Source organism: Petrotoga miotherma DSM 10691 (assembly GCF_002895605.1).
Lineage (GTDB): Bacteria > Thermotogota > Thermotogae > Petrotogales > Petrotogaceae > Petrotoga > Petrotoga miotherma.
Map to the genome: position 1 here is coordinate 1 of NZ_AZRM01000063.1, position 16,434 is coordinate 16,434.

The following is a 16,434-nucleotide window of genomic DNA, read 5'->3' on the forward strand; positions in this document are numbered from 1 at the left end:
CCCGCTCCCCACCCATAAGGAAGAGACTGGCAGCCCCTTATCCTGTTGCCCACCTATAAGGATAAAGGAGTTTTAGTCCATTTACCCTCAGCCTAACCATAAAGATAAATAGAATTAGTATAAATAGACATCTACCGTTTCTTCTTTATTGAGTCCTTCTTTGTTAGCATCTATTTTTATATAACCATCTGCATAAACAAATGTTGATATCATTGCTGATTCGCCGACTATCGGCTCAGCAATGTGATTCTTTTCAGCAGTTTCAATCAATCGAACCGGGATGTACTCTTCTCTTCCCTTGTCAGAATCCAAATTTCTACTTAACTTTGCTTTAATATTACATTTTATGCTTTTTTCTCTTATACCTATTATCTTCTCTACCAATGGTTTAACAATCACCTGGGTAATGATAAAGGATGATGAAGGGTGACCAGGTAAGCCTAAAATAGATGTACCTTCAACTACTGCAAAAATTGTAGGTTTACCGGGCTTGATCGTAATTCCTTGAGACAATACACCAGGTTTCCCCAAAGAATTCAAGACTTCCACCGTCATGTCTTTAGCTCCTACAGAACTACCTCCAGAGATCAGGATCAAGTCACAATCTAAATTGTTTTTTATATTCTCTCTCAAAAAATCAAATTTATCTGGAATTATCCCAACGTATCTAATTTCTGCACCTACTTCTTCTAATGTTGTTCCTATTGTGTAACTATTTATATCCCTGATTTCACCTACTCCAGGAACACTTTCAGGGGAGATTAATTCGTCTCCTGTAGCAATTACAGCTACTTTCGGTTTTTTATAAACTACAACATCAGTTATTCCGAGGCCTGCTAGAGCTCCTACATCCTGTGGCCTGATTCTGTGGTATTTATTTAAAAGTGCCTTTCCTTTGGAAATATCTTCACCCTTATAAACTACGTTTTCACCCACTCCGACAGAACGATTGATTTCAATCATTTTTTCGCCAACATAATCAACATATTCTACCATAACGACTGCATCTGACCCTTCTGGCAACATTCCACCCGTTGGAATTTTTACAGCCTCACCAGCTTCAACCCTTACCTTTGTTTCTTGCCCCATAAACACTTCACCTTTAACGTTCAAATAGATAGGCATACTTTCCGAGGCACCAAAAGTATCCTCCGCTTTCACAGCGAAACCATCAACAGTTGATCGGCTAAAAGGTGGAAGATCGATGGGAGAAAATAAATCCTCCGCTAAAATTCTCCCATTTGACTCTTTAAAGTTTATCGTTTCTGATGGTAACGAGCCCCTATTTAGGTTTTTATCAACAATTTCCCAAAACATTTCTGGGGTGTTTAAATCCAAGAATTCAGACATACTTAGCCTCCGTCTCTATTTGAATAAACCAAGCTGACAGTACCGAACTTTGATGTTTTGATCATCCAACAATTTCCCGAATTTAGGTAATTTGATATTCAATGCTTTACAGATAGCGTGTGCATTAAAACAACTCACTTGTTCAAAATTAATCTTGAATTTCATACTGTTTCCATCTTTGATTAACTCTTCAAGGTTTTCTTTATCGATTATAATATCGGCTTTACTTTTGGCTTTACTTGCCGATTCTTTTTCTTGTGTATCATCAGAATCAATGTAAAAAACTAAAGTTGGTTTAACAAAATCCAGGATACTGTTTCCTTCAATGATCAAATATTCTATATCCTCATCTAAGAGCTTGCGTGCCCTTCTATAACCTTCCAACAATCCTTCATAATTTGTTTTTAGTAAGATTACATTTTGCGCTCCAGATTCTTTAAAAAGCGAAGTATCTTTACCTTTCTCGTTGATAATTGAAGGATCATCCGTAACTTCTATTTCCTTATTAGTTTTATGGAGAGACGTTTTTATCACTCCAACGTGACAGTTTAAATTCTTTATCATTTGTGAAATTAAAGTAGATTTACCTACATTACTCGATTTTCCACCAACAACAATCGTAACCAAAAAAAATCCCTCCCATCTTAGTAAACATGGACCGCAGAAGCTTTAAATGTAACAAAAACCTTTTTATTTTCTACTAAATTTAACTCTTTCAACGACTGCCTTGTTATGTACACCACCAAAGGAATACCGATATCCACAGTAATATGAACTATAGATAATTGTTCATAAATCTGCTTTATCACTCCAGGGAAAACATTCCTAGCGCTTGAATCAAGAGGTTTTATAGATAACAATATATCTTCAGGTCTGATAGAGATATTAACGTTCCCTTTCTTTTCAGTAACCACCCTTATTTTCAATCCATTTACTGAAACATAGGTATCAGAATCATCATTAATTATTTCTCCTCGAAAAATATTTCTAACCCCTGTAAATCGAGCAACAAAATCAGAATTCGGTTTGTTGAACACATCTTTTGAATCACCATCTTGAACGATCTTCCCATCTTTCATTATAGCGATTTTATCCGCTAAAGAAAATGCTTCATTAAAATCATGTGTTACATGAATTGTAGTAGTCTTGAGCTGTTTATGTAAGTTCTTCAAATCTTCTATAAATTTTTCTTTTGTTTGAGGATCTAATGCACTTAAAGGTTCATCTAACAACAAAATTTGTGGAGAAGTAATTAAAGCCCGTGCAAGAGCTACTCTTTGTTTCTCTCCTCCACTTAGATTCTTCGTTTTTCTTGTGAGTAAATGTTCTATGCGAAAAAGCTCTACTATGTTGTTTAATAGATATCTAATCTCATCTTTTTTAACTCTCCTCGATTTTAATCCAAAAACAATATTCTCTTCCACATTTAGATGTGGAAAGAGCATGTAATCCTGATAAACCATTCCAATATTTCTCTCTTCAGGAGGTAAATTTGTAATTCTTTTCTCACCGATAAACACATCCCCAAAGTCGGGTTTTATTAAACCTGCTATAATCTCAAGAATCACTGTTTTACCTACACCTGTTGGCCCTAAAATCACAAAATACTCATTATTTTCTATATTCAAATTGATATCTTCTAAAGAAAACTTTTTAAATCTCTTCGATATATTCGCGATTTTAATCAAGCTCGTTTTCCCTCTCTCGACCTTCCACTGAATTCTTTCTGTTTATGAGTGTTAAAAAGATAAACACAATGAGACTTGTTATAACCATAATGGCTGCAACGGGGCTCGAATACTTCAATCCAAAGGAAGTAAACCTCTCGTAAATAAGTACCGACGCCGTCATTGGATGATAAGCTAAAATAACAACCGCTCCAAATTCAGATAATCCTCTTGCCCACATCATAAGTGAACCAGAAATTAAATGGTTAAAATTCAAAGGTAGCGATACTTTGAAGAAAGTTCGAGCAGGGGATGAACCCAAACTTCTAGCAACCTTTTCCAATTTAACATCGATAGATTTGAACCCTTCTTTAACTTCATTCACCAAAAAAGGCATACTAACAAACATCATTGCAACAACTATTCCTGCAAATTCGCCAACGAACTCTATTCCAAATATCGAGAAGAACCTTCCTAGAAAAAAATTACGACCAAAAACCATCAAAAGCGCTATACCAGCTGCTGTATGTGGTATTATAACGGGGATATCTATTAAACTTTCAACAAAAGATTTACCAAAAAAATCTTTACGAGCAAGTAGGTAAGCCAAAGGTACCCCTAACAATATGGAAATTAAAGTTGCAACCAACGATGCACTGAAAGTAAGCAATATGGAACTGTAAACTTCTTCTTCTTTTACAGTGTCGATAAGAACTTGCGGTTCAACTCCAAAGATAAGCTTGGCTACTGGGGCAGCTATGAAAAACAACAATAGTATCCCCAAAAAACTAAGTATTAATTCGAACCATGCTTTTTTAATCATTCGCTCCACCTTTTAAGAAGTCTTGAATCTCGTAAGGAGCTTTTTCAATGTTTACACCTTCTGGGGGATTAATTGGCGGTTGCCCATTTTCTTCCATGATGGCTTGTCCTTGTTGGCCAATGACGAATTTAATGAAAGCAATTGCTCCCTGTGGATTTGGAGCGTTCTTAGGAATGGTTAAAGCATATACCATAGGTTGCCCTACTTGCGTTATCATCTCACCTGGCTCTTTACCCGTTACATCAAAAGAAGCTGTTGCATAAAAATCGGCATATTTTGTACTTTTTAAATTAATTTGTTCTGGTAATTCCACGTAGGGCATTTGATGTTGCAATGCTACAGATTTATAAATGAAAATATAATCCAGTTCTCCTGCCTCTAATAATGCAATTAAATCTGTTTCTTTTGGTCTAACGTTTTTTGGTGGACAGTTATCAGCAAGTTTTTGATATAGATTATCCACTCCATAATATTTTTCTGCTAATTTCCAAACAATCTGACTTCTGTATCCACAAGGATCAGCATTTGGATCCGAATGACCGTACTCAACATCTGGGCGCAAAAGAATCTCATACCAATTGTCAGAATTAATCTCATCTTTGTAACGAGAATCTTCTGTGTACATTATTACCATCTCGTTGTTGGCAAAATTTATGTACCATTCTGTATACTTTGGGACCATCAGATTTTCGATGACGGTATAATCCGCAGAACCTATAACGTCCGCTTCTCTTTCAAGATCGGTAACCTTTCTAACAGCTTCTCTACTTCCCGCTGCTTCCCTAATAACATCTGTTCCTGGATACTGGCTTTCAAACGCTTTTTCAATTTGTGCAAAGGGAACGCTTAAAGACCCTGCATGGAAAACTATAATCTCCCCGCTAATCTCTTCACCCATCATCATCGTCCCAATTAAAAAAACAAATAACATAAATGTGTACTTATAAAAGCTTTTCATTATTTCCTCTCCTCTTATCTAAATTTTTTTATCTGAGTTTATAAACTCTAAAACTAATTTATCCAATCTCTACTGTGCAATCAACCTAGAAGATTGAGGAAAGGAGAACAGCTTAAAAAAATAATGACATTACAAAATAAAAAAACCGGCGTGTGAAGACACCGGTTCATAATGTGTCTCCTTTCCTAATGCGGGAGGCATAGAAGTTTCCTTCTATACCCTATCGTCTAAGTCACCATAGAATAAATTCCTTAGGTAACATAGATCGAAGACATAATAAAATGTATATGAAAAAAAAATTGTTTTCAAAAGAACTCGAATATTAAAGTTATATATTCACAACTTCTCTCGTAGGAGCTTTAAACATCGAATAACTTAACGCACCTTTTATTGCTTCATTCAATAGATGGCTTACATCCCATTGATTTTTCATCGCTGCTAAATAAACTCCAGGATTTAGAACGTCTCCAACAAAGACAAAACCAACAAGTTTGCCATCTCTCACCAGGATTTTGTGGTAACTTCTGCTTTCTTTTTCCTTATAAACATCGTATGCATCTTCTTTACTAATACCCCCAGTGAAAACAACTTCTCCAAATAAATTGACTATGTTTCTAGATACTTCTTTGGGATATTTCCAAGAATAACCTACCATATTGGTGGCAGCTATCCTTGACTGTTCCATCGCAACAGGCCACAAGGCATGCATTTCATATTCATCTGAAATTAGATCTTTGGTTTCTGTTACGTCTCCTGCTGCATAAACATCTTTAACAGAGGTTTCCAGATATTCGTTTACTAAGATGCCAGTGTCACATTTAATAGGCGTTTTTTCGAGAAAATCTATACTAGGCCTAACTCCTTTTCCAACAACTACACAACTACCTTGAATTATTTTGCCTGATGTAAGAAAGACGTTTGCGTGATCTCCTTTTTCTTGAACCTTCGTTATGCTTTCACCCGTGATTAACTCCATTCCGTTTTCTATTGCCCTTTCGGCAATAAATTCAGAGCCTTCTTCATCAACAATCTGAGACAACATCCTAGACGATCTTATAACAAAAGTAGCAGGTATCTTTAGTTCTGCTAAGGCATCAGCAATTTCAGAATTAACTAATCCAGCACCAGAAAGTATAACTCTTTTAACGTCACTTTTTTTCAACTTATCTTTCAATTTATCCATATCTGAAAGATTTCGCACCGTTAGCACTAGCGGAGATCCTTCTAATTCCATATCCGGAACATATGGTTCCGCCCCCGTTGCTATCAACAATTTATCGTAGGAAAATGTTTTGTTTTTTACAGTTTCTACCTTTTTTCTTTCAATGTCAAGTTTGACAACCCTTTGCCCCAGTAGAAGTTTAGCCTTAGATGGATGGGGAAGAAACAGATAATCTCTTTTTTTTAACTTATTTGATAATAAATAAGGTAGAGACATTTTACTATAGGGAAATACTTCTTCAGCGGATAATATAGTTATTTCTCCTTGAGGATCCAACGATTCTAATGTTCGAGCAGCGTTTAAGCCGGCTGCACTAGCTCCAACGATAACGTATTTCATTTTAAAATCTGGACCTCCAATGCTTTAAGTTTTTCATCCGTGGGAACACTGTCTTTATTCCATCCTCTTAACTGATAGTACTCATCCAACATCTTTCCAAGATCTTCTACATGGCCTTTTGAAGGACCTGTTTTGATAGGTTCGCTTAATATTCTTGGTGGTAAGGTATCATCCTTTCTCGTAAAGCCTGCTTTTAGATTGAAAAGCTTTTCAATATTCCAAATTCTTTCTCCAATTTTCATGAACTCTTGGGCATCTATTGAAAAACCTGTTGCAGTAGACACCATCTCGGCCAACTCATTAGCACTGAGGCCAAAAGTCGTAAACAAACATATTCCAGAAGAATCAAGTGCAGCTGTCAGATCTTGTAAAGTTTTAATTATAGCTGCTTTACCTTCATAAGCGTACTGATCGGCATCTCCCAATACTTCTACGGCTGTTCCATATCCTCTGACATGGCAAGCACCACGATTACTAGTAGCATATTCTAAACCCATACCTTTGATAGCCCTTGGATCGTAAGCTGGGAACTCTTGTTTCTTTGCCGACATAGAAAGTTCCGGATGACCATAATGTTCCGCTAGACGATAGGAACCTTGAGCTAACAATTTACCAAAATCTCCTTCTTGCTTGCATGCCAATTCTACAGCTTTTAACATAGCTTCTCCTGAGCCAAATCTAAGTTCAAAGGGGGCATCTTCCTTGGGCATATATCCTTTTTCGTACAGTTCCATCGCACAAGCGACTGTTGAACCCATAGAGATAGTATCGATTCCATATTTGTCACAAAGATGATTTGCACTTATCACCGCATCAAGGTCTGAAACACCACACATTGCTCCGAATGACCAAACTGATTCGTATTCTGGACCTCCCCCAATACTACCTTTATATGGTCCACTTTTTACTACCGTTACTCTACCACAAGCTATAGGACACTCCGCGCATCCTTCATTTCTAATTAAATTTTTCTCCCTTAGTGTTTCTCCACTGATTTTATTTGCCTCTGGAAAATAAGCATCTTGGGCATTATGAGTTGGAAATGCACCAACACCATTGATAACATTTACCAACATTGCGGTACCTAACATTGCAGCTCCTTGCCCAGCAAAGGCGTCTTTACTCAAAATATCTCTGGCCTTATAAATTGCTTTCATAAAAGCTTCAGGATCAGCTACTGTAGTATCTTCATTACCTCTGACGGCTATACCTTTTAAATTCTTGCTTCCAACTGCCGCACCAACCCCAGTCCTTCCAGAAGCTCTATGACCATTGAACATTACGCTAGAGATACGAGATAATTTCTCACCTGCTGGCCCAATCGTCATGGTTTCAGCCAAGGGATGTGTTTGTCCTCTGATTAGTTCATCACTTTCGTCAGCCAATTTTCCCCATATTTCCTTTGCAGATCTGATTTCTACTTTACCTTTGTTAATCCATATATAAACAGGTTCAGCTGATTTCCCTTCTACAACTATCATATCGTATCCTGCATGTTTCAAAGCGGGTCCAAAATGTCCACCTGCATTAGAACACGCAATAGCTCCATTCAAAGGACCTTTTGTGATTACCATAGTTCTTCCAGAAGAAGGAGCTAATGTTCCATCTAAAGGACCTGTGGCAAAAATGACCTTATTTTCTTCAGAGAGAGGATCTACCTTCGGATCTATTTCTTCCAACAACAAGCGAGTTCCATACCCTCTGCCTCCTAAGTATTTCTGAGCCCATTCTTCATTCAATGCTTCACTTTTTACCTCTTTGGTTGTTAAGTTTACTCTCAATAAATTACCTTTGAATCCACCTTTTATCATATTAAGCTCCCCCCTTTACTAAATCTTTCGCTATTTCTTTAAGGCGGGTGGCAGTTTCCTGTACTTTCACATTTGTGATATCTTCTACTTCTTCGTAAGACAAAGCACCTGGATAGCACACCTTAATACACGCTGGATCTCCACCACAGTTATCGCATTTTATAACCTCTTTGCCTGTATGATCCAATTTTATGGATCCCCATGGACATGCTACGATACACTGTTTACATCCGATACATTTTTCCTTGTTAAGTTCTACCACACCTGTTTCAGGGTTCTTAGTCAATGCAGAAGTAGGACATACTTCTTCACAATACGCTCTCTCACATTGCAGACAAACACTTGGAACGAAGGTTAAATCTTCCCAAAATTCATTTACTTTGATTCGAGAGTCAAGGGGGTTAAACTTTCCCGTATGCTCAAAAGAACAAGCATACTCACATGCCCTACATCCCGTGCACTTTGCCTGATCCAACATCAATACTTTCATGTACACTCCTCCTTTGGTAGTTTTAGGATGTTAACTAAACTGTATTTACTTGAAAAAAACAAAAACATTGTTACATTAAAACCCAGCTTTTTGAAAATTTATATTGTAATTATTTTAACTCTTATGTTAAAAAATGTCAATTCGATTTATTGACAATTAGAAGCGTCTAGGGGAGATTATTTTCAATTAGAAGGCAATTCCTTTTAAATGAGTGCTTTTCTTAATCTTATCTTGAAAAACAAGGATTAATAGAGGAATGAAAGTCTTATTTTTCATTGAAGGTTAATTATTTCAACGGAATAATCCTTTAAATCTATGAGTAGTAACTTGTTGTCGAGGGTATCTTTCCTTCCAGTTATTACTTTAATCGCTTCTATTACTTGAAGAGATGCCATAATCGATACTACAGGTGAGACAACAGAAACCTTTTCCTTTGTTGTATCTACTTCTCCGAATATATCTTTTAAAGACAAAGTTCTACCCGGTATTATAGTTGTCAATTGACCATACCATTGATTAACCCCTGCATGTATATAAGGAACGTTGGATTCCCAAGCAAGTTGTTCCAGAATATATCTCGTTTCGAAATTATCAAGAGCGTCTAATATGACGTTCACATCTTTTGATATTTTACTCTTTTTTGAAATTTTTTCTACCTTTGTTTCTATTATCGTAGGCAAATTAAAAGATTCAAGAATTTTTTTAGCTTGATCAACTTTGTATTCACCAATGCTATCCATCCCATATAGTACTTGACGATTTAGGTTAGAAGGTTCAACCTTATCATAATCCACCAAATATATTTTTTTTACACCAACCCTTTGTAATTCCAACGCCTGGTGGGTTCCAAGTCCTCCAGCTCCTCCAATATAAACAACAGCTTGTTTTAACTTTAAAGCCTCCTCTTCTGAGAACAACACTTTTTGTCTTTCCAAGTAATCCATATCATCCTCCTCCAGAAGGCGGAAAAATTGTTATTTCATCTTTATTTTCTACCAACGTATCGAGCCCTTGTAAATGGCGAACATTTCTTCCATTTAATAATATAATCGTACCGCTTTTAAGTTCCTCATCTTTTAGTAGTTTTCTACTAAAATAATTATCGAATTCTTGATCCAATAATTTCATTATTTCTTTAATGGTTTTCGATTCTGATAATTGGTAATCAACTTCATCCTTTTTCAAGTCAAACTTTATAAGGGAAAAGAATTTTATTTTCAAATCTTTTCACTCCTTTCTAGATTCATTTCTATTTTTTCAACATCTTCCTTATAATTTATATTGAAAAACAATTTCTCCGGCTCTCCAATTTCCCTTATCACGGTTTCCTTTATTATTCTAACGTTTACTTGAGGGAAAAAACTCTTCAACTTTAATTGATTCCTTTTTAGTGAATCACTGATAAAAGGCAAACATTTTTTGCTATAAACAGCAGCAAGTGGCTCAAGGTAAGAGTTGTACGCGGGTACAAGAAGGTCATAATCTTTCTTTTGTAACTTCACAAATTCAAAAAACTCTCTTGTCAAAAAGGGCATATCACAGGCTGTTAAAAAGTTGTACTCGCTATCAGAACAGATTAAACCGGTAAGTAAACCGCCTAATGGACCTTTATTTGGTATTATATCCTCACAAAAAAATACACCTTGCAAAAAAGTATACTCTTTTACGTTCCCTATTATGTATACTTTTTCAAATACATTTTTTAGACCTTGGACGATCTGTTCTATCAAAGGTTTACCGTTAATTGTTTCCATTGCTTTATTAGTTCCAAATCTGCTACTCTTGCCTCCTGATAGAAGTAAAGCGTTCATCAATTAAAACCTCTCTTTGTGAACTTCTTTTTTCAGCCTTCTCCAAATTAACTGGGGTTATTTTTAATTCAGGTATCTTTGCTTTTAAATCATAAACACGATTGGTAAGTCTATTGGCTGGACTTTCCGCATAGTGAAAAGGCATGAAAAGTTGGCCAGGTTTAACTCTTTCTCCAACTTTTGCGTAGGTTTCAACTGTTCCTTGAGACGAAGTTATCCTAACTTTTTCTTTGTCTTTGATCCCCAATTTTCTTGCATCTTCTATATTTATCTCAACGTAAGCGTCTGGTTCATGCTTGTCAATGGAATAGGATCGCCTGGTCATTGTACCCGTATGAAAATGGTATAACATCCTTCCTGTCATTAATATAAAATTGTACTTTTCATCAGCTTTTTTTTCTGGCAGAGTAAACTCAACTGGAAAAAATTTGCCTTTCCCGCGAGAAAAACTATCTTTATGCAAATATTTTGTACCTGGATGATTACTATCAGGACAAGGCCATTGCAAACCTTCTTTTTCCAATCGCTCATAACTTATTCCACCATATAATTTTGATACTCGTGCAATCTCATCCATGATTTCAGAAGGAGAATTATATTTCATTTCATAACCCATTTTATTAGCCAAAGTAGTTAATATCTCCCAATCTGCTTTAGCCCTTCCAGGAGAATTGATAGCTTTTCTTACCCTTTGTATGCGTCGTTCGGTATTTGTAAACGTACCTTCTTTTTCGGCAAATGATGCGGCTGGCAAAACTACGTCTGCAAACTGTGCAGTTTCAGTCAAGAAAATATCCTGGACTATTAAAAAATTCAAACTTTCTAGGGCTTTTTTAATATGTTCCTGATCAGGATCAGACAAAAAGGGATTCTCACCCATTATGTAGAGAGCCTTTACCTTTTTACCAGCTTCTTCGAACATTTCTGTTAAAGTCAATCCTTCTCTATCAGTTAACTTTACACCCCAATAATTCTCAAACTTTTCTTTAATTTTGGGATCACTGACTTTTTGATAACCAGGATAAACATCAGGTAAAGCCCCTACATCACAAGCACCTTGCACGTTATTTTGTCCCCTTAATGGATTGACTCCTGTGCTTTCAAAACCAACGTTCCCAGTTAAGAGTGCAAGATTCGTAAGAGAAAGTACGTTATTGGTTCCGTATTTATGTTGAGTTATTCCCATTGCAAAATATATGGCTGCCTTTTCAGCAGAACCATACATTTTTGCAGCTTCGATTATCTTATCTGCTGGCACACCTGTAATCTGGGATACTGTAGACGGGGTATAACCTTCTATTATCTTTATAAAACTTTCAAATCCTTCCGTTCTTTCTTCAATAAACTTTTTATCAAGTAACCCTTCGTTGATAATTACATTCATAATTCCATTTATTAAAGCCACATCTGTCCCTGGCTTTTGATGCAATGAAATGTCAGCAATTTCAGAAAGTTCTATCTTTCTAGGATCTGCTACTATTAAATGTGTACCGTTTTTCTTTGCCTTTTTAATCTTACTCCCAATTACCGGGTGATTCTCCGTTGGATTTGAACCTATCACAAATATAACGTTACTCCCCTCTATTTCTGATATAGAGTTGGTCATGGCACCCGAACCAAATGCCATCCCTAATCCAACAACAGTGGATGCATGACAAAGTCTGGCACAGTGATCTACTGAATTCGTACCAACTACAGCCCTCATAAATTTTTGCATAATATAGTTCTCTTCATTTGTACATTTTGCTGAACTCAACCCACCTATTGAATCACTTCCATACTTTTCTTTTATATTCAATAGTTTTTCTGCAACATAATCCAACGCTTCTTCCCAACTAACTTTTTCAAAATGTCCATTTCTCTTTATCAAAGGATCGGTCAATCTATCAGGGTGATTGACAAAATCATAACCAAAACGGCCTTTCACACAACTTTCTCCATGGGGGTTTGGAGAGTTTTCGTTGTAAACCGAACCGACTTGAATTATCTTATTATCTTTAGTTCTTAGTTCCAATTGACAACCAACCCCACAGTACGGACAGGTTGTTATAGTTTTTTTAAATTCGTAATAACGTCCTTTTCCTTTGGAAGGAATATAAGTAAGAGCCCCTGTTGGGCACATTTCAACACATTGTCCACAAAAGACGCATGGAGAATCCTGTCCACCTAAATCTTGATCAAATGGGGGGCTAACTTTAGTTTCAAAACCTCTATTGACAAAATCCAATACGTTACACATCTGAATTTCTTTACATGTTCGTACACATTTGCCACAAAGTATGCATTTATCTGGATCAAGCTGTATAAATTCATTCTGAGCTTTTATCTCAAAACGTGGAAGTTTCTTTGTTCCGAAGGTGGATTCTTTAATTCCATATTCGTAAGCGAGATCTTGAAGGACACAGTTTCCATTAGCTTCACATGTCATACAATCCAATGGATGATCAGAAACTAGTAAATCTACAACCGTCTTTCTAGCCTCGATTACCCTTTTGCTATCCGTTAAAACCCTCATTCCATCAGTTACTGGAGTAACACAAGAGGCAACTAATTTATGATTATTTTCCAGTTCTACTAAACACATTCTACAAGAACCTACATCTGATAAATGCGGGCTATGACATATGGTGGGGATATAGATACCGTTTTGTTTTGCAACCTGGAGTATAGTTTGACCGGGCTCGGCTTCGTAATCATTATGATTTATAGTAACTATCAAAATATAAAACCCCTTTCATTGTTAAATTTACGAAAAATTCAATATCAAAAAACTATGTTCTTAGCGGTGAAAATATTTACAACAACTTCTTCATCAACTAGCTGAAGTTTATCTGTAATATTATATCTCGTTATTCCTTTTGAAGAGTAAGAAAGGTAGAGATATCCATCCTTACAATCGATACTTAAAATCGGAAGATCCAAATTAATAATTCTGTTTAAATCGAAATTTGACAGATCAACAATAGTCAGTTGAGAGCCTATAGAGTAAAATATATATTTATCATTCAGAGTAATTATATCAGGCGAATAATCAAAACTGAAATACTCGATAATGTTAAAATTTAAGTCTGTCCGAAAGACTCCTTTTTCGGTTAAAAGGATAAATCCATCAGAAGTGGAATGAATCTGGTCAATATAATCCTTGGAATAAAATTTAAAACTACTCTTTCCAGTTAAAAAGTTAAACTCTATTACCTTATCTTCCTCAGCTATATATGCAAAGTTATCAATAACTTCTATATCTTGAGCCATTCCTACAAACACCTTTGTTCCATCAAAGAAAGAATATATATTCTCTTGGGTAATAACGAATATACCTTCTTGTGTTTCTTTTATACATTTGATGTTTTCAGGAAAACTTTTGGTAATTGTATTCGTAGCATCATAAAAATTGACTAAATTTCCATTGAGTTCGTAAAAACCCTTCTCCCCTTTTATCAAACTCCCAGTATATCTTTTCTCCCATAATTTTTCTTTTTGTTTATCTATATAAACTATCTTTCCACCCTCGTCAATTAATACTCCTGATTCTAGTACAACAAAATCATCAATTGAGTCAACTGTATTAATATACTTAAGTAATTTTTTAGTATCTAAATCATAAATATACAATCCATCTTCGTTATTCGTTAAGTATATATACCCCTCTGTTACCAAAATATTTGACCTAGAAAATTGCCCAGTAATAATTTCTTGAGTTTCTAACGATTCCAAACTTCTTTTATATACACCGTTATCCGTAGAAAAGTAAAGCGAATCATCTGCTAATTGTATAGAAAAAGCATCCTCATCCCACACATACAATGGTTTCACATCATGTTTTTTTGTCTTGATCAAATCTTTTGTTTCAAATATCTGTATGCCCAATAAATCATCGTTCACAACAAAAAAATCTTTACTCAAACTAATCATCCTAGGTGATACCAACTGATCATAATAATTAATTTCTTCAACGGTTCGATCTTCGTTGATTTCATAAATTTTTATTCCTAATCCTGGACCAATCACAAATAAATACTTTTCAAACATTTCAGCTTGGGTTACCATACCTGGTAAACGAATATGTTCTTTCAATCTTATATACAGCTTATCTTTCAAATCAAAGCTTATCAAACCATTTTCACCATCTGCAACAAATAACAATTCTCCATTCGTTGCAACGGATAGAGAATCACCAAATGTGGAGTAAGAGTTTAATAAAGCTACTTCTTGTGGATCTGAAAAATCATAAATTTTCAATCCCTCTCTGTCAACAAGATAAAGATAATCTCCATAAACTTGAGCATCATTAACATAACTACCAGTCGTGACAGAAGTAATTAATTCTTTCTTTTCAACATCGAAAACATAAAATCCTTCGTAGCCTCCTATTATTACTCCGTATTTGACGCCTACTACTGAGGTAGGAATCTGCTCTTGAACAATTGGATTAGTAACATCTTTTACTTGAGCAGTACTTCCCTGAACAGATTTTTCTTTTGCAATTCGGATGTAAAATATTACAATTGAAAACATTATCAAAATTAAAACAACTAAAAAAACTAAAACAGTATAATTCTTACTAATTTTGCGCACGTGTTACACCTCAATGTAATAAAATTTTTCATAATTATATTAAAATTATAACATATTTCTTTTTTCTTTATTTTCCTTAGCCTAGAAATAACTTTTTTTCTAAATACTTTTATGATATAATTTTTTAGAAATTTATTGAATTATAATTAGCCATTTTAGAAACAAAATCTTGATTTTAAAAAGGGGGAATAAAAATGCCATCTGAGTTAAAAATAGTCACCTTCAACATTGGTAAAGAAAAGTTTGGCCTCGATATTATGAATGTGGATGCGGTAATTGAGTATGAAGAGACCACTAAATTACCAAATGCCTCTGACTATTTTGAAGGTGTAATAAATTATCGCAACGAAGAAGTTTTACCTATCATCAATCTGAGAAGAAAATTTAAAATGCCCGACTTTGAAGACAAATCTCACGCCAAAGTTATAGTTTTAAAAATTGATCAAAGAAGGGTTGGAATAATGGTTGATGATGTAAAAAACGTCAGAAGTATCGACCCTAATTTAATAAACGAAAAACCTAATATAGGTGGGATGCGTGGGGCTGATTTTATAAGTGGCATAGCACGTTTAGAAGATGGTATGTTAGTAATATTAGATATCGATAAACTGATAACTGAAGAAGAAAAGATTGCTATAGACGAAGTTATAAATAATTAAAACGTTTTCTATAAAACAAACAAAAAGTGGCGATATATTCATTATTACGCCACTTTTTATGAAAAACTCATTCTTCATCCGCAGAAGTTGGAATAACACAAAGAAATTTTAATTCTTCATCTCCAGCATTCTTCAATTGGTGTTCTATACCTCCAGGAACGTAAACAAAACTTCCAGCTTCAACTGTATTGTATTTTTCTCCATCATAAACCTCTGCCTTACCTTCAACAATAAATATTTCATGTTCCCATCTATGAGAATGCCTAGGAGAATACCCACCTGGTTTAACGGTAAATAACCTCATAACAAAATTAGGCGCTCCATAATTACTCTTCCCTATTAATATTCTTTTTTCAACGTCTTTAGTCGTTTCATTATTTATTATTAAAGGTTTAACTTCCTTTGCTTTACCTATTATTGCTCTTTTTTGGTCCATATTCGATTTTCTCCTCCCTATTGCCTAAGTACTTTGTTTGTTATCTTTTCCAGCAAATTTTGGAATACTGGTTTTTATTTTTCCCAATCTCTTAACATCGCTTTCCAATGCGGCTTTATTTTGCTTCACAATTTCTTCATAAACTTCTTCACGATAAATTTTTATATCTTTAGGTGCCTCAAAACCGATTTTCATACTTCCATTATCTTGTTCAACCATAATAAGCTTTATTTTTCTATTTCCTACTTGTATTACGATGGATTCTCCTATTTTTCTAGATAATATCAACAAAT

The 16,434-nt window shown here is 35.1% G+C and carries 16 protein-coding genes and 1 riboswitch; of the genes, 1 reads left to right on the forward strand and 15 read right to left on the reverse strand.

Going from position 1 to position 16,434, the window contains the following annotated elements; all coding sequences use genetic code 11:
• Positions 1-114 precede the first annotated feature (114 nt).
• The 13 genes from X928_RS09140 to X928_RS09200 form a co-directional block, all read right to left on the reverse strand.
• Positions 115-1,350, reverse strand: coding sequence for a molybdopterin molybdotransferase MoeA (locus X928_RS09140; protein ID WP_103079457.1), 1,236 nt, complete (start codon positions 1,348-1,350; stop codon positions 115-117).
• A gap of 15 nt (positions 1,351-1,365) precedes the next feature.
• Positions 1,366-1,977: a P-loop NTPase family protein gene (locus X928_RS09145; RefSeq protein ID WP_103079458.1), complete on the reverse strand. Its 612-nt coding sequence runs from the start codon at positions 1,975-1,977 to the stop codon at positions 1,366-1,368.
• Between the two features lie 17 nt (positions 1,978-1,994).
• Positions 1,995-3,038 (reverse strand): tungstate ABC transporter ATP-binding protein WtpC, encoded by a 1,044-nt coding sequence (gene wtpC, locus X928_RS09150; protein ID WP_103079459.1) that lies wholly within the window; start codon positions 3,036-3,038, stop codon positions 1,995-1,997.
• On the reverse strand, positions 3,031-3,840 hold the full coding sequence (locus X928_RS09155; RefSeq protein ID WP_103079460.1) for an ABC transporter permease: 810 nt from the start codon (positions 3,838-3,840) through the stop codon (positions 3,031-3,033). Before X928_RS09155 ends, wtpC begins: the two co-directional genes overlap by 8 nt.
• Positions 3,833-4,798: a tungstate ABC transporter substrate-binding protein WtpA gene (gene wtpA, locus X928_RS09160; RefSeq protein WP_103079461.1), complete on the reverse strand. Its 966-nt coding sequence runs from the start codon at positions 4,796-4,798 to the stop codon at positions 3,833-3,835. Before wtpA ends, X928_RS09155 begins: the two co-directional genes overlap by 8 nt.
• 161 nt (positions 4,799-4,959) lie before the next feature.
• Positions 4,960-5,081: riboswitch (molybdenum cofactor riboswitch) on the reverse strand.
• Positions 5,082-5,126: 45 nt separating this feature from the next.
• Positions 5,127-6,359, reverse strand: a complete 1,233-nt coding sequence (locus X928_RS09165) for an NAD(P)/FAD-dependent oxidoreductase (protein WP_103079462.1) — start codon at positions 6,357-6,359, stop codon at positions 5,127-5,129.
• Entirely contained in the window at positions 6,356-8,170 is a 1,815-nt protein-coding gene (locus X928_RS09170; protein ID WP_103079463.1) for an aldehyde ferredoxin oxidoreductase family protein, read from the reverse strand. The genes X928_RS09165 and X928_RS09170 overlap by 4 nt, the downstream gene beginning before the upstream one ends.
• Before the next feature lies 1 nt (position 8,171).
• Positions 8,172-8,660 (reverse strand): 4Fe-4S dicluster domain-containing protein, encoded by a 489-nt coding sequence (locus X928_RS09175; protein ID WP_103076303.1) that lies wholly within the window; start codon positions 8,658-8,660, stop codon positions 8,172-8,174.
• 272 nt (positions 8,661-8,932) lie between these two features.
• A complete protein-coding gene (locus tag X928_RS09180) occupies positions 8,933-9,604 on the reverse strand; it encodes a HesA/MoeB/ThiF family protein (protein WP_103079464.1) in 672 nt (223 codons plus the stop codon).
• 1 nt (position 9,605) lies between these two features.
• The gene (locus X928_RS09185; RefSeq protein ID WP_103079465.1) at positions 9,606-9,881 is read right to left on the reverse strand and encodes a MoaD family protein; all 276 of its coding nucleotides are present in this window, start codon (positions 9,879-9,881) and stop codon (positions 9,606-9,608) included.
• On the reverse strand, positions 9,878-10,471 hold the full coding sequence (locus X928_RS09190; protein WP_103079466.1) for a molybdenum cofactor guanylyltransferase: 594 nt from the start codon (positions 10,469-10,471) through the stop codon (positions 9,878-9,880). The genes X928_RS09185 and X928_RS09190 overlap by 4 nt, the downstream gene beginning before the upstream one ends.
• A complete protein-coding gene (gene fdhF / locus X928_RS09195; RefSeq protein WP_425440358.1) occupies positions 10,437-13,193 on the reverse strand; it encodes a formate dehydrogenase subunit alpha in 2,757 nt (918 codons plus the stop codon). Before fdhF ends, X928_RS09190 begins: the two co-directional genes overlap by 35 nt.
• Before the next feature lie 41 nt (positions 13,194-13,234).
• The gene (locus X928_RS09200; RefSeq protein ID WP_103079468.1) at positions 13,235-15,046 is read right to left on the reverse strand and encodes an LVIVD repeat-containing protein; all 1,812 of its coding nucleotides are present in this window, start codon (positions 15,044-15,046) and stop codon (positions 13,235-13,237) included.
• A 194-nt stretch (positions 15,047-15,240) separates the two neighbouring features.
• Here X928_RS09200 and X928_RS09205 point away from each other — a divergent pair, with 194 nt between their 5' ends.
• Positions 15,241-15,705, forward strand: a complete 465-nt coding sequence (locus tag X928_RS09205; RefSeq protein ID WP_103079469.1) for a chemotaxis protein CheW — start codon at positions 15,241-15,243, stop codon at positions 15,703-15,705.
• Positions 15,706-15,772: 67 nt separating this feature from the next.
• Here X928_RS09205 and X928_RS09210 read toward each other — a convergent pair whose 3' ends face one another.
• Positions 15,773-16,141, reverse strand: coding sequence for a cupin domain-containing protein (locus X928_RS09210; RefSeq protein WP_103079470.1), 369 nt, complete (start codon positions 16,139-16,141; stop codon positions 15,773-15,775).
• 24 nt (positions 16,142-16,165) lie between these two features.
• Positions 16,166-16,432, reverse strand: coding sequence for a carbon storage regulator (locus X928_RS09215; RefSeq protein ID WP_103079471.1), 267 nt, complete (start codon positions 16,430-16,432; stop codon positions 16,166-16,168).
• Between the last annotated feature and the right edge of the window lie 2 nt (positions 16,433-16,434).